Annotated in this window: 19 protein-coding genes; 4 read left to right on the top strand and 15 right to left on the bottom strand. The window is 71.8% G+C overall.

Translation table 11 applies throughout. The features are described 5' to 3' along the window. Window positions 1-12: 12 nt before the first annotated feature. The 5 genes from I2W78_RS26735 to I2W78_RS26715 all read right to left on the bottom strand — a co-directional run bounded on the left by I2W78_RS26735 (window position 13) and on the right by I2W78_RS26715 (window position 6,208). The gene (locus I2W78_RS26735) at window positions 13-1,002 is read right to left on the bottom strand and encodes an adenosine deaminase (RefSeq protein ID WP_196462808.1); all 990 of its coding nucleotides are present in this window, start codon (window positions 1,000-1,002) and stop codon (window positions 13-15) included. Between the two features lie 20 nt (window positions 1,003-1,022). Further along, complete coding sequence (locus tag I2W78_RS26730; protein ID WP_196462807.1) at window positions 1,023-1,928, bottom strand: ribonuclease Z; 906 nt, start codon at window positions 1,926-1,928, stop codon at window positions 1,023-1,025. A gap of 6 nt (window positions 1,929-1,934) precedes the next feature. After that, window positions 1,935-2,288 carry a histidine triad nucleotide-binding protein gene (locus I2W78_RS26725; protein ID WP_196462806.1) on the bottom strand — a complete coding sequence of 118 codons (354 nt, stop codon included), beginning with the start codon at window positions 2,286-2,288 and terminating at the stop codon, window positions 1,935-1,937. Window positions 2,289-2,412: 124 nt separating this feature from the next. Further along, window positions 2,413-5,613 (bottom strand): S41 family peptidase, encoded by a 3,201-nt coding sequence (locus tag I2W78_RS26720; protein WP_196462805.1) that lies wholly within the window; start codon window positions 5,611-5,613, stop codon window positions 2,413-2,415. 61 nt (window positions 5,614-5,674) lie between these two features. After that, on the bottom strand, window positions 5,675-6,208 hold the full coding sequence (locus I2W78_RS26715; protein WP_230885597.1) for a hypothetical protein: 534 nt from the start codon (window positions 6,206-6,208) through the stop codon (window positions 5,675-5,677). 97 nt (window positions 6,209-6,305) lie between these two features. Between I2W78_RS26715 and I2W78_RS26710 the strand changes: the two genes are divergently transcribed. Beyond that, window positions 6,306-7,952, top strand: a complete 1,647-nt coding sequence (locus I2W78_RS26710; RefSeq protein WP_196462804.1) for a hypothetical protein — start codon at window positions 6,306-6,308, stop codon at window positions 7,950-7,952. Between the two features lie 78 nt (window positions 7,953-8,030). On the opposite strand, the gene I2W78_RS26705 is transcribed toward I2W78_RS26710, so the two are convergent. The 4 genes from I2W78_RS26705 to hrcA form a co-directional block, all read right to left on the bottom strand. Continuing rightward, window positions 8,031-8,771 carry a 16S rRNA (uracil(1498)-N(3))-methyltransferase gene (locus I2W78_RS26705; protein WP_196462803.1) on the bottom strand — a complete coding sequence of 247 codons (741 nt, stop codon included), beginning with the start codon at window positions 8,769-8,771 and terminating at the stop codon, window positions 8,031-8,033. Then, window positions 8,768-9,841, bottom strand: a complete 1,074-nt coding sequence (locus tag I2W78_RS26700; protein ID WP_196462802.1) for a nitronate monooxygenase — start codon at window positions 9,839-9,841, stop codon at window positions 8,768-8,770. Before I2W78_RS26700 ends, I2W78_RS26705 begins: the two co-directional genes overlap by 4 nt. Before the next feature lie 88 nt (window positions 9,842-9,929). After that, window positions 9,930-11,069 (bottom strand): molecular chaperone DnaJ, encoded by a 1,140-nt coding sequence (gene dnaJ, locus I2W78_RS26695; protein WP_196462801.1) that lies wholly within the window; start codon window positions 11,067-11,069, stop codon window positions 9,930-9,932. Next, window positions 11,070-12,086 carry a heat-inducible transcriptional repressor HrcA gene (gene hrcA / locus I2W78_RS26690; protein ID WP_196462800.1) on the bottom strand — a complete coding sequence of 339 codons (1,017 nt, stop codon included), beginning with the start codon at window positions 12,084-12,086 and terminating at the stop codon, window positions 11,070-11,072. A 161-nt stretch (window positions 12,087-12,247) separates the two neighbouring features. Here hrcA and I2W78_RS26685 point away from each other — a divergent pair, with 161 nt between their 5' ends. Together I2W78_RS26685 and I2W78_RS26680 are read left to right on the top strand one after the other, a co-directional pair. After that, entirely contained in the window at window positions 12,248-12,982 is a 735-nt protein-coding gene (locus I2W78_RS26685) for an MBL fold metallo-hydrolase (protein ID WP_196462799.1), read from the top strand. 29 nt (window positions 12,983-13,011) lie between these two features. Further along, window positions 13,012-13,827, top strand: coding sequence for a DUF3097 domain-containing protein (locus I2W78_RS26680; protein ID WP_196462798.1), 816 nt, complete (start codon window positions 13,012-13,014; stop codon window positions 13,825-13,827). Here I2W78_RS26680 and I2W78_RS26675 read toward each other — a convergent pair. The 5 genes from I2W78_RS26675 to lepA form a co-directional block, all read right to left on the bottom strand. Further along, window positions 13,805-14,383 (bottom strand): Uma2 family endonuclease, encoded by a 579-nt coding sequence (locus I2W78_RS26675; RefSeq protein WP_196462797.1) that lies wholly within the window; start codon window positions 14,381-14,383, stop codon window positions 13,805-13,807. The two genes, I2W78_RS26680 and I2W78_RS26675, sit on opposite strands and share 23 nt — an antisense overlap. A gap of 99 nt (window positions 14,384-14,482) precedes the next feature. Further along, window positions 14,483-15,715, bottom strand: coding sequence for a radical SAM family heme chaperone HemW (gene hemW, locus I2W78_RS26670; RefSeq protein ID WP_196462796.1), 1,233 nt, complete (start codon window positions 15,713-15,715; stop codon window positions 14,483-14,485). A 27-nt stretch (window positions 15,716-15,742) separates the two neighbouring features. Continuing rightward, window positions 15,743-17,677: an ATP-binding SpoIIE family protein phosphatase gene (locus I2W78_RS26665; RefSeq protein WP_196462795.1), complete on the bottom strand. Its 1,935-nt coding sequence runs from the start codon at window positions 17,675-17,677 to the stop codon at window positions 15,743-15,745. Between the two features lie 225 nt (window positions 17,678-17,902). Next, window positions 17,903-19,777 carry an AMP-dependent synthetase/ligase gene (locus I2W78_RS26660; protein ID WP_196462794.1) on the bottom strand — a complete coding sequence of 625 codons (1,875 nt, stop codon included), beginning with the start codon at window positions 19,775-19,777 and terminating at the stop codon, window positions 17,903-17,905. Between the two features lie 266 nt (window positions 19,778-20,043). After that, window positions 20,044-21,912, bottom strand: coding sequence for a translation elongation factor 4 (gene lepA / locus I2W78_RS26655; RefSeq protein ID WP_196462793.1), 1,869 nt, complete (start codon window positions 21,910-21,912; stop codon window positions 20,044-20,046). A 229-nt stretch (window positions 21,913-22,141) separates the two neighbouring features. Between lepA and rpsT the strand changes: the two genes are divergently transcribed. Then, window positions 22,142-22,408 (top strand): 30S ribosomal protein S20, encoded by a 267-nt coding sequence (rpsT, locus tag I2W78_RS26650; RefSeq protein WP_196462792.1) that lies wholly within the window; start codon window positions 22,142-22,144, stop codon window positions 22,406-22,408. 242 nt (window positions 22,409-22,650) lie between these two features. Here the strand turns inward: rpsT and I2W78_RS26645 are convergent, their stop codons facing one another. Continuing rightward, a complete protein-coding gene (locus I2W78_RS26645) occupies window positions 22,651-23,046 on the bottom strand; it encodes a nuclear transport factor 2 family protein (RefSeq protein WP_196462791.1) in 396 nt (131 codons plus the stop codon). Window positions 23,047-23,074: the final 28 nt, after the last annotated feature.

Here is a 23,074-nt window from a genome sequence, read left to right as displayed (position 1 = left end):
CCCCACGAGCACTTAGAACTCGTACGCCTCCACCTCCGCGAGATACCGCGCCCGCCGCTCCTCGTCGTGCTCCAGGAACGACGCGACGAAGGAGTTGCGGGCAAGCTCCCTCAACGCGTCCTCGGTCAGTCCCAGCGCCGAGCGCACCGCGTCGAAGTTGTCACCCACGTACCCGCCGAAGTACGCCGGGTCGTCGGAGTTGACCGTGCACAGCAGCCCCGCGTCGAGCATCGCGGGCAGCGGATGGCCTGCGAGGACGTCGACGGCACGCAGCCGGACGTTGGACAGCGGGCACAGCGTCAGCGGGATCCGCTCCCGCACCAGCCGCTCCACCAGCGCCGGATCCTCCATGCAGCGCAGCCCGTGGTCGACGCGCTCGACGCCGAGCACGTCGAGGGCCTCGGTGACGTACTCCGGCGGCCCCTCCTCCCCGGCATGCGCCACCCGCCGCAGCCCGAGGGCGGCGGCGGCCTCGTACACCTCACGGAACTTCACCGGCGGATGCCCGACCTCGGCGGAGTCCAGCCCGACCCCGGTGATCCGGTCCAGATACGGCTTCGCCGCGTCCAGCGTCGCCATCGCCGACTCGGCGGACTCGTCCCGCAGGAAGCACATGATCAGCTGGGTGGAGATCCCGTGCGCGCGCTCGCTGTGCTCCAGCGCCCGCCACAGGCCCTCGACCACCGTGCCCATGCCGACCCCGCGGGCGATGTGCGCCTGCGGGTCGAAGAAGATCTCCGCGTGCCGCACGCCCTGCGCGGCGGCCCGGGCGAGGTAGGCGTTCGCGAGGTCCGCGAAGTCCTGCTCGGTGCGCAGCACGGCCATGAGCTCGTAGTACAGGTTCAGGAAGGACTGAAGGTCCTCGAACTGGTACGCCTTGCGCAGCTCGTCGGTGTCCGCGTAGGGCAGCCGCACGCCGTTGCGTGCGGCGAGCTCGAAAGCGAGCTCCGGCTCCAGGGTGCCTTCGATGTGCAGGTGCAGTTCGGCTTTCGGGAGGGGCATCAGATCATCGTACGGGCGTTTCACCGACGCTTCGGAAGCGGCACTCTCAGTAGGTCGTGCGCCACGCTCAGCTCCCCCTCGAACCCGGCGGCCCGCGCCTGCCGCTCGAAACCGTCCGGCTCCGAGTAGCGCTGGCTGAAGTGGGTGAGCACGAGATGCCGTACGCCGCTCTCCCGGGCCACCCGTGCGGCCTGACCGGCCGTCAGGTGGCCGTGTTCCACGGCGAGTTCCTCGTCCTCGTCGAGGAACGTCGACTCGATGACGAGCATGTCGCAGCCCTCGGCGAGCGCGTACACGCCGTCGCACAACCGGGTGTCCATCACGAACGCGAACCGCTGCCCGCGCCGCACCTCGCTGACCTCTTCGAGGGTCACCCCGCCGAGCGCGCCCTCGCGCTGGATCCGGCCCACGTCGGGCCCCTTGACGCCGTGCGCGGCGAGCCGCTCGGGCAGCATGCGACGCCCGTCGGGCTCGACGAGGCGATAGCCGTAGGACTCGACGGGGTGGGAGAGCTTGTGGGCCTGAAGCGTGTATGCCTGCGACGAGGCGAGCTCCCCGTCGCGGTCCACCGGCGCCTCGACGAGCTGCACGGTCTCGCGGTAGGCGGTGGCGTACCGGAGTCGGTTGAAGAAGCGCTGCCCGGAGCGGGGGTAGTGCGCGGTGATCGGGTGGGGCACCTGGTCGAGGTTGATGCGCTGGATGACTCCGGCCAGGCCCAGCGAGTGGTCCCCGTGGAAGTGCGTGACGCAGATCCGGTCGATGTCGTGGGCGGCGACCCCGGCGCGCAGCATCTGGCGCTGGGTGCCCTCGCCGGGGTCGAACAGGATGCCCTGGCCGTCCCAGCGCAGCAGGTAGCCGTTGTGGTTGCGGTGCCGGGTCGGGACCTGGCTGGCGGTGCCTAGGACCACCAATTCACGTACGGACACGGCGACTTACCCGGGCGGCCATTCCAGGCCGCGGCCGCCCAGGACGTGGGCGTGCGTGTGCCAGACGGTCTGGCCGGCGCCGGGGCCCTTGTTGAAGACGACGCGGTAGCTCTCCAGCTTGTCCTCGTCGGCGACCGCCTGGGTCTCGCGCAGCACGTCCGCGGCGATCTGAGGCACGGCTGCGGCGAGCGCGGCGGGGTCGGGGTAGTGCACCTTGGGGATGACCAGGACGTGGGTGGGTGCCTGGGGGTTGATGTCCCGGAAGGCGACGGTCGTATCCGTCTCGCGGACGATCGTCGCCGGGATCTGGCCCGCGACGATCTTGCAGAACAGGCAGTCGTCCTGCGGCTCCCCTGCCATGGTCCCTCCGGGGGTTGAACGGGTGATCGGGTGTGGGGGCATCGTATCGTCGCCGGGTGCGGGCCGTCGGGGGCTGGTCGCGCCCACGCGGCGGAGCCGCATATCGACACAGCCCCGCGCCCCTTTACGTCGGCAAGCTGGGCGGTGCTTTCGCGGGACCGGAGTCCAGTGCCTCCAGCGCGAGCCTTATCGCCTCGTCGAGCTGTACGTCCCGGCCCGCCGTGTAGTCCTGCGGACGCTGTACGACCTCCACGTCCGGGTCCACGCCGTGGTTCTCGACGCCCCAGCCGTAGCCCTCCAGCCAGAAGGCGTACTTGGGCTGGGTGATCAGTGTGCCGTCGATCAGCCGGTAGCGGCTGTCGATGCCGATCACGCCGCCCCACGTCCGCACCCCGACCACCGGGCCGAGCCCGAGCGCCTTGATCGCAGCGTTGACGATGTCGCCGTCCGAGCCGGAGAACTCGTTGGCGACGGCGACGACCGGCCCGCGCGGCGCGTCCTGCGGGTAGCTGTACGGCCGCATCCCGCGCGGAACCGCCCAGCCGACGATCCGCCGGGCCAGCTTCTCCACCACCAGCTGGGAGGTGTGCCCGCCCCGGTTCTCCCGGACGTCGACGACGAGCCCCTCCCGGCCCACCTCCACCCGCAGGTCCCGGTGGATCTGCGCCCAGCCCGGCGCCTGCATGTCGGGGACGTGGAGGTAGCCGAGTCGCCCGCCGGACCGCTCGTGCACGTACGCCCGTCGGTCCGCGACCCACGCGTGGTAGCGCAGCGGTTCCTCGTCGGCGATCGGGACGACGACCGCGTGCCGCACATCGCCACCGCCCGACGGCGAGATGGTCAGCTCGACGGCCTTGTCCGCCGTACCGACGAGCAGCGGTCCCGGGCCGGTCACCGGGTCCACCGCCCGCCCGGCCACCGCCACGATCGCGTCCCCGGGACGCACCGCGACGCCGGGGGCGGCGAGGGGTGAGCGGGCGTCCGGGTCGGAGGTCTCCGAGGGCAGGATGCGGTCGATGCGCCAGCTGCCGTCCGGGTGCCGGGAGATGTCGGCGCCGAGCAGGCCCTGTTGGGCACCGCCTCCGTGTCCGCCGCGCGGGATGACGTAGGCGTGCGAGGTGCCCAGTTCGCCCTGCACCTCCCACAGGAGGTCCACCAGGTCGTCGTGGGTGGCGACCCGCTCCAGGACGGGCCGGTAGCGGTCGAGGACGCCGTCCCAGTCGACGCCGTTCATGTCGGGCCGCCAGAAGTGGTCGCGCATGATGCGCCCGGTCTCGTCGTACATCTGCCGCCACTCGGCCGCCGGGTCGACCGTCTGGCGGACGCGGGTGAGGTCGACGGTGACGTTCGTGTCGCTGTCGTCGTCGTTCGAGGCTCGGCGGTCGCTCGGTACGACCTTCAGGCGGTCGCTCGTCCAGAGCAGCACCCGCTTCCCGTCGCCGCTGACCTCGAAGTGGTCGGCGTCGGCCGCGAGGTGCTCCAGGCGCTGCTGGGCGAGGTCGTAGCGCTCCAGCTCGGTCTTGGGGTCGGGGTCGTCCGGGGTGGCCCGGGAGGAGCCGAGGACGCCCTCCACCGGGTGCCGCAGCCACAGCACGCCGTCCTTCGCGGCACGCAGGTTGGAGTAGCGCCCGGCCTCCACCGGGAACGGCACGATCCGGTCGGCGAGCCCTTCGAGGTCGATGCGCGTGGTCGGCGTGCCCTCGCTGTCGGGCGTCTCGTCCTTGTCCGGCGTCTCGAAGGGACGGCCGTGCCGCTGCGGGCCGAACGGGGACGGCGTGGTCGCGGCGAGGGTGATGAGGTGCGGGCGGTCGCCGACGACGAAGGCCAGGTCGAAGACGTGCTCGTCGTAGACCGGGTCGAAGGAGCGGTTGGACAGGAACGCCAGGTGCTTGCCGTCGGCGGTGAAGGCGGGGGCGTAGTCCTGGAAGCGCAGCGGGGTCGCCTCGGTGACCGACAGGTCGGTGGTGTTGGCGAGCTTCAGCTGGCACAGCGGGCGCGGCCCGGGGTGGGACCAGGCGAGCCAGGCGGAGTCGGGCGAGAAGACCAGCCCGCGCACGTCGCCGTTCTCACTGCGGTCGACCTCACGCACCTCGCCGGTCTCCCGCTCGACGAGCAGCAGCCGTCCGTCGTGCGAGGCGACGGCGGCCCGGCTGCCGTCGGGGGCCATGGCGAGCCCGAGGACCCGGCCGAGGCGGCCGGCGGCCAGCCGGCGCGGGATCGAGCCGGGTGTCAGGCCGGTGGCGGGCGCGAACTCCAGGGCGTCCTCGCCCTCGGCGTCCGTCACCCACACCACCCACTCCTCGCCTTCGGCGCGGAAGGTGCGGGGCAGCCGGGCCCGGACGCCGGGTTCGGCGGCGAGCGCGCGGGCGGGGCCGGAGCGGTGGGTGACCCAGTGCACGCCGCCGCGTACGGCGACCGCGCTGCCGCGCGCGGTGTGGTCGGGGGACGCCGACCCGAACCAGCGGGCGGCGTTCACCGGGTACGGCTGCCGGTCGGTGCGCTGCCCGCCGAGCCGGATGTCGAGGCGGCGCGGCTCCGCCCCGTCGAGGTCGTCCAGCAGCCACAGTTCGCCGACGGAGGAGTACACGACGCGGGTGCCGTCGCTCGCCGCGTGCCGGGCGTAGAAACCGTCGATCGGGGTGTGCCGGCGCAGGTCGGAGCCGTCGGCGTGGGAGGAGTACAGCGCGCCGGTGCCCTCGTGGTCGGACAGGAAGGCGATCCGGTCGCCGACCCAGGTCGGGTACTCGATGTTCCCGTCGAGCTCCTCGTGCAGCCGCACGAACTCGCCGTTCCCGTCGCGGTCGATCCACAGCTTGCCCGCCGTACCGCCCCGGTACCGCTTCCAGGAGGCGGCCTCGCGGCCCATCGGCGCGGACAGCAGCACGGTGTGCGGGCCGTACGCGATGCCGCCGACGGGGCCGTACGGCAGCCTGGTCGGCGGTCCGCCGTCGAGGGGGACGGCGTGCGCCCAGGTGCGGCGGAGGGTGGCCTGGCCGTGGGTGGTGAGAGCGAGGACCTGTCCGTCGGGGGTCCAGCCGCGCACGCGGGTGACCCAACTGCCCCAGTACGTCAGGCGTTTGGCGGGACCGCCGTCGACGGGCGCGATGTGCACCTCGGGTGCGCCGTCGCGGGTGGAGGTCCAGGCGACGGTGGTGCCGTCGGGCGAGATGCGCGGCTGGGTCACCGGCACGTTGTCGGCGCTGACCCGCCAGGCGCGCCCGCCGTCGAGGGGCGCGAGCCAGACGTCGTCCTCGGCGGTGAAGGCCACCAACTCGCCCTGGACGTGCGGAAACCGGAGATACGCGGGCACTGCGGACTGTGTCACCAGGTCACCCTACGCAGGCCGGGCTCCCGAGCACAGGGGTTTGGATCACCTGCCACACCTGCTACTTACCTTCTGGCCAGCACGTGGGGGCGCTCCGGCAGTAGACGGTCTTGGTGACGGTCACTGTCGTGGTGGGGCCGCCGCCGGGCGGGTTGTTGACGGGCGGGGCGGAGGTGGCGTCGCAGTCGCCGAGTCCGCTGACCCGGAACCACTCCTTGCCGTCGATCTCGGCGGTGAGGTCGCCGCGCACGCAGGCGCCGTCGACCGCGCGGGTCACCTTGCCGGTGACGGTGATGTCCTGGCCGTCGGTGGTCTGCCCCTCGCAGTCGACGTCCGCGACGGTGTTCACGCTCGCGGACGGTGTCGACCCGCTCCGCTCGCCGAAGTCGGCGGTGCAGCTGAGCCACTGCACCTCGGCCTTCTGCCGCTCCAGCTCCCGGGTCACCAGCTCGTCGGTCGTGTAGGCGACGGTCACGGAGCTCATCGCCCCCGGCTCGCAGGCGACCAGCCCGCCCAGGCAGGCGACCAGGACCGCCGCCACACCGGCCGTCCGCTGCCGGCGAGGACGGCCCCAAATCCACCGCAATGCCCCCATGGACGGCAGCCTGCCACTGTCCCGGCCGTCGCGGTAGGGCGCATACGGCCACTCGGTACCCTCACACGTCACCCAACCGCCGTTCTCCGGAGGAACGTTGCCACCCCGTGTCCGCGTCCGCAGGAACCTCCCGCTGCCGGCCCCGCGCGTACCCGACGGCGGCGCCGACGAGGCCGGGCCGGTGACCGACCCGGCCACCGCGCCCCCGGTCCCGCCGCGCCGCCGCCGGGTGCGGATGCTCGTCGACGTGGTCGACCATCCCGACGAAGTCGCCTACGCCACGGGCCTGTTCGAGGAGCGGGGCTGGTCCGTGCGGCCCGCCGAGGCCGAGGAGCGGGCGCGGGCCGGGGAGGCGCGGCGGGCCGCGCTGGCCGTGGAGGTGCGGCTGCACGGGGCGCGGTTCGGGGCGGTGCGCACGGCGGTGGCGGAGGTCGAACGGCTGCTCCAGCAGGCCGAGTTGGGCGCGTGGGTGCGGGACGCGGCGCTGGTGGAGCACGAACGCCCGCCCAGGACGACGTACCAGATGCACCGCGCCCCCACCACCGGTGGCCGGGTGGGTCGGATGTGGACCTGGCTGGGCGGCCTGGACGAGCAGCGGGCGGTGACGGTGGCGGCGGGACCGGACTCGCGGGAGGCGGCGGAGGCGGAGTTCGCGGCCCGCCCGCTGGGTGGCCGGGAATTCAGCCCCGACCGGCACGGCCTGCGCGTCCCCGGCCACTCGGACGCGAACCCGCCGCGCGACGAGACGCCGGAGGCGCGGCGGGTGCGGCTGGCCTGGCTGACGGCGGGCTCGGCGGGCCTGGTGCTCGCGATCGTCTGCGGGATGTACGTCGTGCGGGCCGAGGGCGCGTGGAAGCTGCTGCCGGCGCTGCTGAGCACGGCGGGCGCGCTGCCGCTGGGCCGGATGGCCAAGGAGACGCGGGACCGGGGCAGGCCCGCACAGTGGGCGGCGGGCGTGGCGGGGACCAGCGCGCTGGCCGGGTTCGGGGCGCTGGTCGGGCAGGACGTCACGCCGGGCGATCTGTGGGCGGGGGTGCTGGTGCTGGGGGCGGCCGCGTTCGCCGGTACCGGGGTGGTCCTCGCGGTGCGCCGGACGTTCTTCACCCGGCACGCGGCGTGGCTGGTGCCGCTGTCGGTGCCGGTGGTGTGGTCGGTGGTCGGCCGGCTGGGCGGCCAGATGCACGACGCCTACCTCGACCGCTTCGGCATCCGCGCGGCCACCGTGCCCACGCCGGCGCTCGGCAGGTACCTGGCCGCCGCCGAGCCGATGGGGCTGGCACTGGGCAGCGTGCTGTTCTCCGTGGCGATCCTGGGCTGGCTGCGTCATTTCCACCTGGGCCGCGACGGCAGCTACCGCCTCTTCGCCGTCGTCATCGCGACCCTGCTGGCGGTGACCTACGCCCTGACGGCCGTCGCCCTGGGCGCCGACCGCGCGACCGGCGCGGCGGACCGGGCGGCGGTCCGGACGGCGACCCTGGGCACGAGTCCACCCGACTACTTCGGCCTGCACGGCCACCTGGTCTGCGTCCGCCCCGTGGACCCCACCAAGCCCGTCCCCGTCGAGAACGGCCCCCTCCCCACGGCCCACCCGGTCCTCTCCTTCGGCTCCACCACCGACTGGATCTGGCTCTGGGACCCGTCGCGCGACGGCAAGTCCCCGGCGGAGTCCTTCGCGGTCCGCCGCGAGGACGTCCAACTCCTCCCCACCAAAAACCCCGCACCGAAGAGGTGCCCTGCGTCCTAGCGTTGGTGGTGCGCATGAGGGGCGGCAGGGGGACGGGCCGTGCGGGGACGGGCCGTGCGGGCGTCCTTCCGCGTGGGATCAGGACCAGCGGCCGGTGCGGCCCAGCAGGAGTGCTGCCGCCGCCGTGCCGGCCGTGGACGTGCGCAGCACGGTGGGGCCGAGGCGGTAGGCGCGGGCGCCGGCGTTCGTGAACAGGGTCAGTTCCTCCGGGGAGACGCCGCCTTCGGGGCCGACGACCAGCATGATCTCGCCCTCGGTGGGGAGTTCGGCGGTCGCCAGCGGCTCGTCGCCGCTCTCGTGCAGTACGGCGGCGAAGTCGGCCCCGGCGAGCAGCGCGGCGACCTGCTTGCTCGTCGCCGCGTCCGCGACCTCGGGGAAGCGCACGCGCCGGGACTGCTTGCCGGCCTCGCGGGCGGTGGCCCGCCACTTGGCAAGGGCCTTGGTGCCGCGTTCGCCCTTCCACTGCGTGATGCAGCGGGCCGCCGCCCACGGCACGATCGCGTCGACCCCGACCTCGGTCATGGTCTCCACGGCCACCTCGCCCCGGTCACCCTTGGGCAGCGCCTGGACGACCGTGACGCGCGGCTGTCGCACCGGCTCCTCGGTCACCGAGTCCATGTGGACGATCAGCCGGTCCTTGCCCTCGGTGTCCACGACCACGCACTCCGCCCAGCGCCCGGCCCCGTCGGTGAGGACCACGTCCTCCCCCGGCCGCAGCCGCTTCACGGACACCGCGTGCCGCCCCTCGGGCCCGTCGAGGACGTACCGCCCGCCGTCGCCCGCGTCGAAGTGCTCGACGACGAACACCGGCGCGGTCATCCGGCACCCCCGGAGGACAACGCTGTCCTGGCCGCGTCCAGCTCGGCCGCCAGCACCTCCACCAGCTGCCCGGCGGGCAGCTCACGCGCCATCCGGTGCCCCTGCCCCGCCCAGAGCGCCATGCCCTGCGCGTCACCCGCCTTCGCGGCGGCCTTGCGGACCGGGGAGGTGAGGTGGTGGATCTCGGGGTAGGCGGCGGGGGCGTACGGGCCGTGCTCGCGCATGAACCGGTTGACCAGGCCACGGGCCGGGCGGCCGGAGAAGGCGCGGGTCAGTTCCGTACGGACGAAGAGCGGGTTGGTCAGCGCCTGCTTGTGGACGGCGTGGGCGCCGGACTCGGGCGTGGCGAGGAACGCCGTGCCGAGCTGCGCCGCGCTCGCGCCGGCCGCGAGGACTGCGGCGATCTGGCTGCCGCGCATGATGCCGCCGGCGGCGACGAGCGGCAGACCGACCGCCTCACGGATCTGGCCCAGCAGCGAGAGCAGCCCAATGGCCGAGCGGTCGTTCTCGGGGATGTCCTGGTGAGTGCCCTGGTGGCCGCCGGCCTCGGCGCCCTGCACGATCACGCCGTCCGCGCCCGCCCGCTCCACGGCCCGGGCCTCGTCGGGGGTGGTGGCGGTGACCAGGGTGAGGGTTCCGACCCGGCGGAGGGCGTCGAGGACGTCACGGGAGGGGACGCCGAAGTGGAACGAGACCACCGGCACCGGGTTGTCGAGCAGCACCGCGAGCTTGGCGTCGTAGCCGTCGTCGCGGCCGCTGTCGGGGTCGCCGAGCTCGGTCTCGTACCAGGCGGCCTCGCCGGCCAGCTGGTGGGCGTAGACGTCGACGGCGGCGGGCTCGGCGTAGTCGGGCTGCGGCATGAACAGGTTCACGCCGAAGGGGCGGCCGGTCAGCCCCCGCAACTGCTTGATCTCCTGGTACATACCGTCGGCCGTCTTGTAACCGGCCGCGAGGAATCCGAGCCCGCCGGCCTCGGCCACGGCCGCGGCGAGCTGCGGCACGGAGACGCCGCCCGCCATGGGGGCCTGCACGATCGGAAGCGGAAAGAGATCGGTCAGTGCGGAGGACATGACGGCATGTTGTCACGTCCTCCGAACAAGTCCGAATCCGGCCTGACCCCGGTCATATGCCTGAGGCACCCCAAGGTCCCGTGAAGGGCTAGCGCCCGTTGAACGCGTCCTTCAACCGCGAGAACAACCCCTGCTGCCCCGGCTGGAACTGCCCCTGAGGCCGTTCCTCGCCGCGCAGCTTGGCCAGTTCCCTCAGCAGGCGCTCCTGCTCCACGTCCAGCTTGGTCGGCGTCTGCACCTCGACGTGCACGATGAGGTCGCCGCGGCCGCCGCCGCGCAGGTGTGTGACGCCCCGGCCGTGCAGGGGGATCGACTGGCCGGACTGGGTGCCCGGGCGGATGTCGACCTCCTCCAGGCCGTCCAGGGTCTCCAGCGGCACCTTCGTACCGAGGGCCGCCGCCGTCATCGGGATCGTGACCGTGCAGTGCAGGTCGTCGCCGCGCCGCTGGAAGGTCGGGTGCGGCAGCTCGTGGATCTCGACGTAGAGGTCACCGGCCGGACCGCCACCGGGCCCGACCTCGCCCTCACCGGCGAGCTGGATGCGCGTGCCGTTGTCGACACCGGCCGGGATCTTGACCGTCAGGGTGCGCCGCGACCGGACCCGGCCGTCGCCCGCGCACTCCGGGCACGGGTTCGGTACGACCGTCCCGAAGCCCTGGCACTGCGGGCAGGGCCGCGAGGTCATGACCTGGCCCAGGAAGGACCGCGTGACCTGCGAGACCTCACCACGGCCCCGGCACATGTCACACGTCTGCGCCGAGGTCCCCGGCGCCGCGCCCTCGCCGCTGCAGGTCGAGCAGACGATGGCCGTGTCGACCTGGATGTCCTTCGTCGTGCCGAAGGCCGCCTCGTCGAGCTCGACCTCGATCCGGATCATCGCGTCCTGGCCCCGGCGCGTGCGCGAGCGCGGCCCGCGCTGCGACGCCGTACCGAAGAACGCGTCCATGATGTCCGAGAAGTTCCCGAAGCCACCCGCGCCGAAGCCGCCCGCACCGGCGCCGGCCCCGGCCTGCGACAGCGGGTCGCCGCCGAGGTCGTAGACCTGCTTCTTCTGCGGGTCCGAGAGCACCTCGTAAGCGGCGTTGATCTCCTTGAACCGCTCCTGGGTCTTCGGATCGGGGTTGACGTCCGGGTGCAGCTCGCGCGCGAGCCGCCGGAAGGCCTTCTTGATCTCTTCCTGCGACGCGTCGCGACGCACGCCGAGAACGGCGTAGTAGTCCGTGGCCACTTACGACTCCGCCAGGATCTGTCCGACGTACCGTGCCACTGCGCGTACCGCTCCCATCGTTCCCGGGTAATCCATGCGGGTCGGTCCGACCACGCCGAGCTTGGCAACCGCCTCGCCGCCCGAACCGTAGCCCACCGACACCACCGACGTGGAGTTGAGTCCCTCATGGGCGTTCTCGTGCCCGATGCGCACGGTCATGCCCGAATCCTTCGCCTCGCCAAGCAACTTGAGAAGCACCACCTGCTCCTCCAGCGCCTCCAGCACCGGCCGGATGGTGAGGGGGAAGTCATGTCCGAAGCGGGTGAGATTGGCCGTACCGCCGATCACCAGCCGCTCCTCCGTCTCTTCGACGAGCGTCTCCAGGAGGGTGGAGAGCACCGTCTGGACCGTACCGCGGTCCTCGGCCTCGAAGGCCTCCGGCAGATCCTGCACCAACTGCGGCACGTCCGTGAAGCGGCGGCCCGCGACCCGGCTGTTCAGCCGCGCCCGCAGATCCGCCAGCGACGACTCGCCGAACGGCGCCGGGCAGTCGACCATCCGCTGCTCGACCCGCCCGGTGTCCGTGATCAGCACCAGCATCACGCGCGCGGGTGCCAGCGACAGCAGTTCCACGTGCCGCACGGTGGACCGGGTCAGCGAGGGGTACTGCACGACGGCGACCTGCCGCGTGAGCTGCGCGAGCAGCCGTACGGTCCGGGTCACCACGTCGTCCAGGTCGACGGCGCCGTCGAGGAAGTTCTGGATCGCGCGGCGCTCCGGCGCGGTCAGCGGCTTGACCTCGGCCAGCTTGTCGACGAACAGCCGGTAGCCCTTGTCCGTCGGGATGCGCCCGGCGCTGGTGTGCGGCTGGGCGATGTACCCCTCGTCCTCCAGGGCCGCCATGTCGTTGCGCACGGTGGCCGGGGAGACGCCGAGGCTGTGCCGCTCGGTGAGCGCCTTGGAACCGACCGGCTCCTCGGTACCGACGTAGTCCTGGACGATCGCGCGCAGTACCTGCAGCCTTCGTTCACTGAGCATCCGCGCACACCTCCAGTACGTCGTCCCCTTGGCGCTCCCCCTGGCACTCGACGCCCGCGAGTGCCAGCCTTACCGGCCCAGTGTACGGCCGTCGGGTACGCCCCGGGCAAGGCCGGTCCTGCGAGGTCGTGCGGTCGGGAGCGTAGGGCTAGCGTCGCCGTATGAACGTGACTTGGGAAGAGGTGGGCTGGGAGCGGCTCGCGCGCGGGGTCGGGCGGTGCCGGCTGCCCGGCTGGGACTGCACGGTGGGGCTGGTGATCGGGCAGGGCGCGGCGCTGCTGATCGACGCGGGGTCGAGCCTCGCGGAGGGGGCGGCGCTGCGGGCGCGGGCGGAGGCGCTCGCCGGTCATCGTGTGACCCATCTCGCGCTCACCCACCCCCACTTCGACCACGTCCTCGGCGCGGCCGCGTTCGCCGGGGCGGAGGTCTTCGGCGCGGTCGGCATCGACACCGTGCTCGGTGGCCGGCGCGGCCGTGAGGAGATCCGCGCGGACGCCGTCCACCACGGCCTCGACGCGGCGGCGGCCCAGGAGGCGGCCGACACCCTGGTCCCGCCCCGCCACCATGTCTGCGGCGAGTGGACCCTCGACCTGGGCCCCGGCCGCCAGGTCCTGCTGGCGAACGTGGGCCCGGGCCACACGGCGTACGACCTCGCGGTCCTCGTGCCGGGGGAGCCGGAGGTGGTCTTCTGCGGCGACCTGGTCGAGGAGTCCGGCGAACCGCAGGCGGGCCCGGACGCGGTGCCGTCGCACTGGCCGGACGCGCTGGACCGGTTGGTGGACTTCGGCGGCGAGGACGCGCTGTACGTGCCCGGTCACGGTGCGGTGGTGGACGCGGCGTTCGTACGGCGCCAGCGCGACGCCCTCGCCACCCGTTTCGGCGTGTCGCACGGATGACGTAAGGCACCGTCCATATCGTCATGCGAATGCGCCAGTACTCCGCCGACCTGACCCCGCCGTGGAAGAAGCCCCAGCCCGTCCCGGAGGTCCCCGCGGAGGCCGGTCTGGTGGTGGAGGAGCCCGGCACCGGTTTCTGCGGCGCGGTGATCCGCTGCGAGGCGGGAACGGTGACCCTGGAGGACCGCTTCGGCAAGCACCGGGTCTTCCCGCTGGAGCCACGCGGCTTTCTGCTGGAGGGCAAGGTGGTGACCCTCGTACGGCCGTCCGCTTCGGCTCCGGTACGCCCCGCCCGCACCGCCTCCGGCTCGATCGCCGTACCCGGCGCACGCGCGCGCGTGGCCCGCGCCGGCCGCATCTACGTCGAGGGCCGGCACGACGCCGAGCTCGTCGAGAAGGTGTGGGGCGACGACCTGCGCATCGAGGGCGTGGTGGTGGAGTACCTGGAGGGCGTGGACGACCTGCCGTCGATCGTGGCCGATTTCGCACCGGGCCCGGACGCGCGGCTGGGCGTCCTGGTGGACCATCTGGTGCCGGGCACGAAGGAGTGGCGCATCGCGGAGGCGGTGACGAGCGAGCACGCGCTGGTGGTGGGGCACCCGTACATCGACATCTGGCAGGCGGTGAAGCCGTCGGCGCTGGGGATCGCGGGGTGGCCGTCGGTGCCGCGCGGTCAGGACTGGAAGACGGGGGTGTGCCGGGCGCTGGGGTGGCCGTCGGAGAACACCGGGGCGGTGTGGCAGGCGATTCTGGGCCGGGTGGGGTCTTACAAGGACCTGGAGCCGGAGTTGTTGGGGAGGGTGGAGGAGCTGATCGACTTCGTTACGGGTAGCGGTGGGGCCTGACGTCGGGGAAGGTTCCGAACTCGCTGGTGTCCAATTCGAGTCCCAGAGCCTCCAACGGGATGGGATCGCCGAATTTGATGATCTCCTGGCTGAGGTAGTCGGCGTCCTCACCCTGGCCCGCGGGCTTCGTCAGCAGGACGCAGTGCGCCATGATCGGGTCGAGGATGAGGTACACGGGGATCTTGCCCGCCGCGTAGATCGAGCGCTTGACCACATAGTCCTGGTGAACGCTGCTCTTGGAAACGACTTCGACCACCGCTGTGACCAGCTGGGACGGCAGGAGACGGCCCGAGGCAGGCAGTACGTCCGGCGCCGCGACAACCAGATCCGGGATGGGCATACTCTCCTCGCCGGCGATGCCGACGTCCTGGGTCTGGATGGGATACCAGCGGTCCATAGGCATCTGCCGCAGCGTGTGGAGCACGATCAGGTTGTGCACCAGATCTGGGCTGGCCATCATCACGATTACCCCCCGGAGGAGCTCAGCCTTGACGCCCTCGGGAGGCTCGAACTTGTCGAGGTAGTTGGCCAATCCACGTTCGTCCACAGCGGTCATCTCCGTGGCCTCCGCATCCGCCGCGTCCTTTTGGCGGCAGCCTACGAATCAGGTTAGGGACCGAACCGGCGTTCCGCATCGATTCACCCGCCGGAGTGATCAGTCCACCAGGTCCCTGACCACCGCATCCGCCAGCAGCCGGCCCCGCAGCGTCAGCACCGCGCGCCCCTGCTCGTACGGACCGGCCTCCAGCAGCCCGTCGGACAGCGCACGCACCGCCGCCGCGAGCCCCTGCTCACGCAGCAACCCGAGCGGCACCCCCTCCCGCAGCCGCAGCTCCAGCAGGATCCGCTCCACCCGGCGGTCCTCGCCGGACAGCAGCTCGCGGCCGGCGCCCGGAGAGCGGCCCTCCGCCAAAGCAGCGGCGTACGCGCCAGGGTGCTTGACGTTCCACCACCGCACGCCCCCCACGTGGCTGTGCGCGCCCGGTCCCGCTCCCCACCAGTCGGCCCCGCGCCAGTACAGCTCGTTGTGCAGACAGCGGGCCGCCTCCGAGGTGGCCCAGTTGGACACCTCGTACCACTCGAAACCGGCCCCGGACAGCCGCTCCTCCGCGATCAGGTACCGGTCGGCGTGCACGTCGTCGTCCGTCATCGGGACCTCGCCCCGGCGGATACGACGGGCCAGCTGGGTGCCCTCCTCGACGATCAGGGCGTAGGCGCTGATGTGATCCGGCCCCGCCCCCAGCGCCGCGTCCAGGGACGCCCGCCAGTCGTCGTCCGACTCGCCCGGGGTGCCGTAGATCAGATCCAGGTTCACGTGCTCGAAGCCCGCCGCCCGGGCCTCCGCGACGCACGCCTCGGGGCGGCCGGGAGTGTGGGTGCGGTCCAGGACCTTCAGCACGTGCTGCTTCGCGCTCTGCATTCCGAACGACACCCGGTTGAAGCCACCCTCGCGCAGGGCCGCGAGATACGCCGGATCGACCGACTCGGGATTCGCCTCCGTCGTGACCTCGGCGTCCGCCGCCAGCCCGAACTCCTCCCGGATCGCGCCCAGCATCCGTACGAGGTCACCCGCGGCCAGCAGCGTCGGCGTACCGCCCCCGACGAAGACCGTCCGGACCTCACGCGGATCGTCGCCGAGCACCTTGCGGGCCAGCCGGATCTCGTCGATCAGCGTGTCGGCGTAGTTGTCGCGCGAGGCGAGGACCCCGCCGGTGCCACGCAGCTCGGTCGCCGTGTAGGTGTTGAAGTCGCAGTAGCCGCAGCGGGTCGCGCAGTACGGGACGTGCAGATAGAACCCGAGGGGTCGGTCCGCCGCCCCGGCGAGCGCGGCCGGGGGCAGCGCGCCGTCGTGGGGGACGGGCTCGCCGTCGGGAAGTACGGAAGGCATGTCCCCCATTGTCCCGTACGCGGCGGGTCACTCGGCCTGCAGCACCAGCAGCGCGAGATCGTCCTCCGGCGGGCGCCCGCCGAACTCGTGCACCAGCCGCCTGATCCGCTCGGCGATCAGCTCGGCGCTCATCCCCGCGCACCCCGCCAGCGCCGCCGCCAGTCCGTCCCCGTCGTCGAACTGGCGTGAGCCGCTGCGCCGCTCGGTCACCCCGTCCGTGACGCACAGCAGGGTGTCACCGGGCCGCAGCTCGAAGCTCTCACTCGTGTACGTCTCGTCCTCGACGACCCCGAGCAGGGTCTGCGGCCGCGCGGCCGTCCGCACGTCGCCGTCGGGTCCGAGGAGCAGCGGCAGCGGATGCCCGGCGGAGGCGACGGTGCAGCGGACGCCGCCGTCGAAGGGGGCGAGCTCGCCGTAGAGGAGGGAGAGGAAGCGGGTCTGCGGGCCGTCTCCCGGGCCGACGGGGCCGACCAGGGCGCGGGCGGCCGCGTCGGCGGCCTCCGTGGCGTCGTCGAGGAGGAGCTGGTTGAGGCGGTCGAGGACGTCGGCGACGCGGTAGCCCTCGCGGGCGAGCAGCCGCAGCCAGGGGCGGGCCAGCCCGATGACGACGGCGGCCTCGGGGCCCTTGCCCTGGACGTCACCGACGGCGAAGCACCAGCGCCCGTCGCCGGCCGGGAAGAGGTCGTAGAAGTCGCCGCTGGGTCCGCCCTTGTCGCAGGGCTCGTACACGAGGGCGCTGCGCACGCCGGGGATCTGTGCGACGGCCCCGGGCAGCAGGCCGCGCTGGAGCACGGCGCTGATCGTGGCCTGCCGGGCGTACTGCCGGGCCGCCCCGATGGCCAGCGCCACCCGGCGGCTCAGGTCCTCGACGAGCCCGGTGATCTCGTCCGGGAAGCCCTCGACCCCGGCCCGCCCGATGACGAGCGTGCCGAGCGGGCGCCCACCGGCGACGAGCCGGTACGACAGGGCCGTACCGCCACCTGCGCCCTCGGCCGCGGGGCCCGCGCGATCCACCTCCAGCGACTCGTCCCCGGGCCACGGATAGGGCACCGGCCCCGAGGACGTCACCCCCTCCTCGCCGCGCGGCGGCTCCTTCTCCAGGCAGCGTCGCAGCTCCTCGATCCGCTCCTCGCTCGCGTGCCACACCCGCGCCAGCCGCGCCCCGCCCGCCCCACCGCCGTCGCCCCACCCGGCCCGGCCGCCCAGGGCCTCGTCCTCCAGCCATACGGCACACCAGTCGGCCAGCCGGGGCACGATCAGCTGGCCGGTGAGCGCGGCGACCAGGTCCTCGTCGAGCTGCCCGGCGAGCAGGTCGGAGGCCTCGGCGAGGAAGGACAGCGCGCCCCGGCCGAGCCAGTCCCGGTCGCGCTCGGCCCGGTGGACGTGCCCCCGGTCGAGCGCGGTCGAGGGTGGGGGAGGCTCGGGCGCGAGCAGTTCGGCGCCGAAGAAGGCCGTGCGCTCGGGGTCGTGGCCGTCGGCGTCCGGACACACCTCGGCGGGCACCCGCGCCCACACCGTCTTGGCGCCCCGGCGATAGGTCACGCCCCAGGCCTCGGAGAGCGCGGCGACCAGGCGCAGCCCGCGTCCGTACTCCGGTGTCTCGAACCCGGCGTCGCTCTCCCCGTCCCGGGGCGGCCGCGAGGGATGGTGGTCGCAGACCTCCACGACGACGGCACCTGTCTCCGCCTCCAGCCGGCAGACCAGCTCGACGTCGGTACCGGCGTGCACGACCGCGTTGGTGACCAGCTCGCTCAGGACGACCATGGCGTCATGGGCCAGCCGATCGGTGAGCCGCTCGGCGCCCGGCAGTCCGCTGCCCGCCCACTCCTGGAACGCCGCGCGCAACAGTCCACGGGCCGCCCCCGGCGCGAGAGGACTCCCGTTGAGCGCCGTGCGCACCTGTGCGCCGGGGCGCACGGAGACAAGGGATACGGACTCCCGTTGCGCCGGAACGGCCCCCATCTACAGCTCCCCGAGCGGCTCGGACGAAGACGATTACGCCTCGATCAATGCCGACAGGGTGACAGACCGCCCGCACGCATAAGCACGGAGTCACTAAAGTGGCCACATTCGACCGGAATCGGTCACCTAACAAACACAGGGCGCGTGAACTGACCTCAGGGGCGCGGGGAACTGCGCGACCAGCCCACCACAACGAGCCGGCCGCGCACGAACCCTCAGACACCGCTACGCCTCGCGCGCCCCCGCATACATCTCATCCAGCAGATGCTGATACTCCCGCTCCACCACAGGCCGCTTCAGCTTCAGACTCGGCGTGATCTCCCCGTGCTCCACATCCAGGTCCCGAGGCAGCAACCGGAACTTCTTGATCGTCTGCCACCGCTGGAGCCCGGCGTTCAGCTGCTGCACATACCCCTCGACCATCCCGACGGTCGCCGGCGCGGCCACCACCTCGGCGTAGGACTTCCCCTCCAGCCCGTTCTCCTTCGCCCACTGCATGATCGACACCTCGTCGAGCGCGATGAGCGCGGTGCAGAAGTTCCGGTCGGCCCCGTGCACCAGGATGTTCGACACGTAGGGGCACACCGACTTGAACGACCCCTCGATCTCGGTCGGCGCCACGTACTTCCCGCCCGAGGTCTTGAACAGGTCCTTCTTCCGGTCGGTGATCCGCAGATACCCGTCGGGCGACAGCTCCCCGATGTCCCCGGTGTGGAACCAGCCGTCCGGCTCCAGCACCTCCGCGGTCTTCTCGGGCAGCCCGTGGTACCCCTCCATGATCCCGGGCCCGCGCAGCAGGATCTCGCCGTCCTCCGCGATCCGCACCTCGGTGCCGGGCAGCGGCTTGCCGACCGTGCCGGTCCGGTACGCCTCACCGGGGTTGACGAAGGACGCCGCCGAGGACTCGGTCAGTCCGTAGCCCTCCAGGATGTGGATGCCGGCGCCGGCGAAGAAGTACCCGATCTCGGGCGCCAGCGCCACCGACCCGGACACGCAGGCTCGCAGCCGCCCGCCGAAGGCCTCCCGCAGCTTGGAGTACACGAGCGCGTCGGCCACCTTGTGCTTCGAGGCCAGTCCGAACGGCGCCGAAGCGGTCCCGGTGCGGCGGAAGTTGTCCTGCGTGACCTTGGCGTACTCGCGCGCGACACCCGCCGCCCACTGGAAGATCTTGTACTTGGCGGGGCCACCGGCACGGGCCTTCGCGGCGACGCCGTTGTAGACCTTCTCGAAGATCCGCGGCACGGCAGCCATGTACGTCGGCTGCACCACCGGCAGATTCTCGATGATCTTGTCGACCCGCCCGTCGACGGCGGTGATGTGCCCGACCTCGATGTGCCCGGAGGTCAGCACCTTGCCGAAGACGTGCGCGAGCGGCAGCCACAGGTACTGCACGTCGTCCGGGCCGAGCAGCCCGGTCGCGGCGATCGCCTTGGCCATGTACGACCAGTTGTCGTGCGGCAGCCGGACACCCTTGGGCCGGCCGGTCGTGCCGGAGGTGTAGATCAGGGTGGCCAGCTGGTCCTTGGTGATCGCGCCGACCCGCTCCTTGACGAGGGTGGGGTCCTTCTCCAGCCGGGCCGCGCCCCGAGCCTCCAGCTCGGCGAGGCTGAGCACCCAGTCGCCGGTCTCCACGCCCTCCGCGTCGATGACCACGACATGCGTGAGGTCGGGCAGCTCGGCGCGCTTCTCCTGCGCCTTGGCCAGCTGCTCGGCGTTCTCCGCGATCAGGACGCGGCTGCCGGAGTCGGCGAGGATGTACGCCGACTCGTCGGCGTTGGTCTGCGGATAGATCGTGGTGGTGGCGGCGCCCGCGCACATGATGCCGAGGTCGGCGAGGATCCACTCGATCCGGGTGGCCGAGGCCAGCGCGACCCGCTGCTCCGGCTGGACCCCCAGCTCGATCAGCCCGGCCGCGATCGCGTACACCCGCTCGGCGGCCTGCGCCCAGCTCAGCGACTTCCAGTCGTCCGGGCCCTGCCCGGAGGCCGACGGGACCGGATAGCGGTAGGCCTCGGCGTCAGGGGTGGCCGAAACGCGCTCCAGGAAGAGGCCGGCGACGGACGGCGGACGGTTCTCGATCAAGGTCTGTGTGTCGCTCACGACATCCTCCGGGGCCCGCGACGGTGCGGCTGGCTCAGGGCGTCTAGCGCCTTCAGTGCGGCAGTTTTCACTCGCGTGCCGTTGTTTAACTCGCGAGTAACTATCGAGCAGGGATCAGGGTAGAGGCCGACCGGCCACTACGTAAGCCTTCGGACTTTGTCACTTCCTCCAGAAGAACGGCCGCACACATGCAACAGGGGCCCGCCGTCCTGGACGGCGGGCCCCTGTTGCGCACGATTTGCGAGGTAACTCCTCGTAACCCGCGGTTACTTCTTGCCCTTGCTCGGCCCCGCGCTGTCATCGCTGGACAGCACGGCGATGAAGGCCTCCTGCGGAACCTCCACGGAACCCACCATCTTCATCCGCTTCTTGCCTTCCTTCTGCTTCTCCAGCAGCTTGCGCTTACGGGAGATGTCACCGCCGTAGCACTTGGCGAGGACGTCCTTGCGGATGGCGCGGATGGTCTCGCGGGCGATCACCCGGGAGCCGATGGCGGCCTGCACCGGCACCTCGAAGTTCTGCCGCGGGATCAGCTCCTTGAGCTTGGCGACGAGCCGCACGCCGTAGGCGTACGCCTGGTCCTTGTGCGTGATCGCCGAGAAGGCGTCCACCTTGTCGCCGTGCAGCAGGATGTCGACCTTGACCAGGGAGCTGGACTGCTCGCCGGTGGGCTCGTAGTCGAGCGAGGCGTAGCCGCGCGTCTTCGACTTCAGCTGGTCGAAGAAGTCGAAGACGATCTCGGCCAGCGGCAGCGTGTAGCGGATCTCGACGCGGTCCTCGGAGAGGTAGTCCATGCCGAGCAGGGTGCCGCGCCGGGTCTGGCACAGCTCCATGATCGCGCCGATGAACTCGGTGGGGGCGAGGATCGTCGCCCGGACCACCGGCTCGTAGACCTCCGCGAGCTTGCCCTCGGGGAACTCGCTCGGGTTGGTGACCGTGTGCTCCATGCCGTCCTCCATGATTACGCGGTAGACCACGTTGGGGGCGGTGGCGATCAGGTCGAGGCCGAACTCGCGCTCCAGTCGCTCACGGACCACGTCGAGGTGGAGCAGGCCGAGGAAGCCGACGCGGAAGCCGAAGCCGAGGGCGGCGGAGGTCTCCGGCTCGTAGACCAGCGCCGCGTCGTTGAGCTGGAGCTTGTCGAGGGCCTCGCGCAGCTCGGGGTAGTCGGAGCCGTCCAGCGGATACAGCCCGGAGAAGACCATGGGCTTGGGGTCCTTGTAGCCGCCGAGCGCCTCCGTGGCCCCCTTGTGCTGCTGGGTGATGGTGTCACCCACCTTGGACTGCCGGACGTCCTTCACACCGGTGATGAGGTAGCCCACCTCACCGACGCCGAGCCCGTCGGCGGGCAGCATCTCCGGCGAGTTGGTGCCGATCTCCAGCAGCTCGTGCGTGGCACCGGTCGACATCATCCGGATCCGCTCACGCTTGTTGAGCTGGCCGTCCACGACTCGGACATACGTCACGACACCGCGGTAGGAGTCGTAGACGGAGTCGAAGATCATGGCGCGCGCGGGGGCGTCGGCGACGCCGACCGGCGCCGGGATCTCGGCGACCACCTTGTCGAGCAGGGCCTCCACCCCGAGCCCCGTCTTCGCGGACACCTTGAGCACGTCGTCCGGCTCGCACCCGACGAGGTTCGCCAGCTCCTCGGCGAACTTCTCCGGCTGCGCGGCCGGCAGGTCGATCTTGTTGAGCACCGGGATGATGGTGAGGTCGTTCTCCATCGCCAGGTACAGGTTGGCGAGGGTCTGGGCCTCGATGCCCTGGGCGGCGTCGACGAGGAGGATGGTCCCCTCGCAGGCGGCGAGCGACCGCGAGACCTCGTAGGTGAAGTCGACGTGCCCCGGGGTGTCGATCATGTTGAGGATGTGCGTGTTGCCCGGGTCATGGGTGGGAGCCCAGGGCAGGCGCACGGCCTGGGACTTGATCGTGATGCCACGCTCGCGCTCGATGTCCATCCGGTCGAGGTACTGAGCACGCATCTGCCGCTGCTCGACCACACCGGTCAGCTGGAGCATCCGGTCGGCGAGCGTGGACTTGCCGTGGTCGATGTGCGCGATGATGCAGAAATTGCGGATCAGAGCCGGGGCGGTACGGCTCGGCTCGGGCACATGGTTAGGGGTCGCGGGCACGCAGGGTCCTGTCTCTTGAGGCGCCTTATGCCTCGGGTCGGATCGTCACGTAGCCTCCATGGTCCCACGGGCGGCGACCGGGGACCGGTTTGGGCCACCTGGAGCGCCGCTGGTAGCCTGGGTCGCTGCGTCTCATGCCCTCTCAGCGCGAGGCGCGCCTTCAAGAAATCACCTGGTACGGGTCCCGGAGTCCCTCTGGTCCCGTGCCTGAACCTGAAAAGGCTCATTCGTGGCGAACATCAAGTCCCAGATCAAGCGGATCAAGACCAACGAGAAGGCTCGGCTGCGCAACAAGGCCGTCAAGTCCTCCCTGAAGACCGCGATCCGCAAGGCCCGCGAGGCCGCTGCCGCGGGTGACGTCGAGAAGGCCACCGAGTACCAGCGCGCTGCCGCGCGTCAGCTCGACAAGGCCGTCTCCAAGGGCGTCATCCACAAGAACCAGGCCGCCAACAAGAAGTCGGCGCTGGCTGCGAAGGTCACGTCCCTCAAGGGCTGAACCCCTTATCTGGTCTGAGCGGATCCGGCTCACCGGATCCAGCCGCCGGAAGGACCCAGAGCGGGCCCTCTCTCATCCGCTCCCGACCGGCACCCCGGATTCGCACGCGGCCTGCGTTCGCCACGCGGGTGCGGATCCAACAGCTTGAACCGAGGCTCCGGCGCCCCGCTCTTCCCCAGGGCGGGCGCCGGGGCCTTCGGCATGCCGCTCACTCCTCACGACCAGAACTCGTTGGCCCGGCGTCACGACCAGAACTCGTTGGCCCGGTCGATGTCCTCGACGCACTCGTCGAGGTCGGAGATCTTCTCGCCGACGATCCGGAAGACGATGCAGCCCTTGTCGTCGATGCGCCTGCCCTGCCGCTCGGCCCTGAGCCGGTGCACGGCGACCGCGTGCCCCCGACCGTCGACCAGGACGCTGCCCAGCGCGACCTGCAGGGTCCCACCGGTCTCCTCGTGGAGCCGCCGGTACATGTCGATGATCGCGTCCTGTCCCTTGAAGTCCCCCGCGAGCGGATGACTACCGGGCACGTGATGCGCGCAGTCCGACGTCATCAGCCCTCGCAGGGCATCCATGTCACCCCGCGCGAAGGCCGCGTAGCCCTTGCGGACGAGAGCCGCGTGCGGATGTTCAGCCATGCCGAATCGCCACCTTTCGTGATGCGGG

This window comes from Streptomyces spinoverrucosus (assembly GCF_015712165.1).
GTDB classification, from domain to species: Bacteria; Actinomycetota; Actinomycetes; order Streptomycetales; family Streptomycetaceae; genus Streptomyces; species Streptomyces spinoverrucosus_A.
Note: the sequence above shows the minus strand (reverse complement) of the source record. Positions and strands in the feature narration are given on the sequence as shown.

Excerpts from the sequence above, each read along its gene's own strand:
- I2W78_RS26735 (WP_196462808.1), bottom strand. The coding sequence starts at position 1,002 with ATGCCCCTCCCGAAAGCCGAACTGCACCTGCACATCGAAGGCACCCTG.
- I2W78_RS26725 (WP_196462806.1), bottom strand. The coding sequence starts at position 2,288 with ATGGCAGGGGAGCCGCAGGACGACTGCCTGTTCTGCAAGATCGTCGCG.
- I2W78_RS26715 (WP_230885597.1), bottom strand. The coding sequence starts at position 6,208 with ATGGGGGCATTGCGGTGGATTTGGGGCCGTCCTCGCCGGCAGCGGACG.
- I2W78_RS26705 (WP_196462803.1), bottom strand. The coding sequence starts at position 8,771 with ATGACCGCGCCGGTGTTCGTCGTCGAGCACTTCGACGCGGGCGACGGC.
- I2W78_RS26700 (WP_196462802.1), bottom strand. The coding sequence starts at position 9,841 with ATGTCCTCCGCACTGACCGATCTCTTTCCGCTTCCGATCGTGCAGGCC.
- hrcA (WP_196462800.1), bottom strand. The coding sequence starts at position 12,086 with ATGCTCAGTGAACGAAGGCTGCAGGTACTGCGCGCGATCGTCCAGGAC.
- I2W78_RS26685 (WP_196462799.1), top strand. The coding sequence starts at position 12,248 with ATGAACGTGACTTGGGAAGAGGTGGGCTGGGAGCGGCTCGCGCGCGGG.
- I2W78_RS26680 (WP_196462798.1), top strand. The coding sequence starts at position 13,012 with ATGCGCCAGTACTCCGCCGACCTGACCCCGCCGTGGAAGAAGCCCCAG.
- I2W78_RS26675 (WP_196462797.1), bottom strand. The coding sequence starts at position 14,383 with ATGACCGCTGTGGACGAACGTGGATTGGCCAACTACCTCGACAAGTTC.
- hemW (WP_196462796.1), bottom strand. The coding sequence starts at position 15,715 with ATGCCTTCCGTACTTCCCGACGGCGAGCCCGTCCCCCACGACGGCGCG.
- I2W78_RS26665 (WP_196462795.1), bottom strand. The coding sequence starts at position 17,677 with ATGGGGGCCGTTCCGGCGCAACGGGAGTCCGTATCCCTTGTCTCCGTG.
- I2W78_RS26645 (WP_196462791.1), bottom strand. The coding sequence starts at position 23,046 with ATGGCTGAACATCCGCACGCGGCTCTCGTCCGCAAGGGCTACGCGGCC.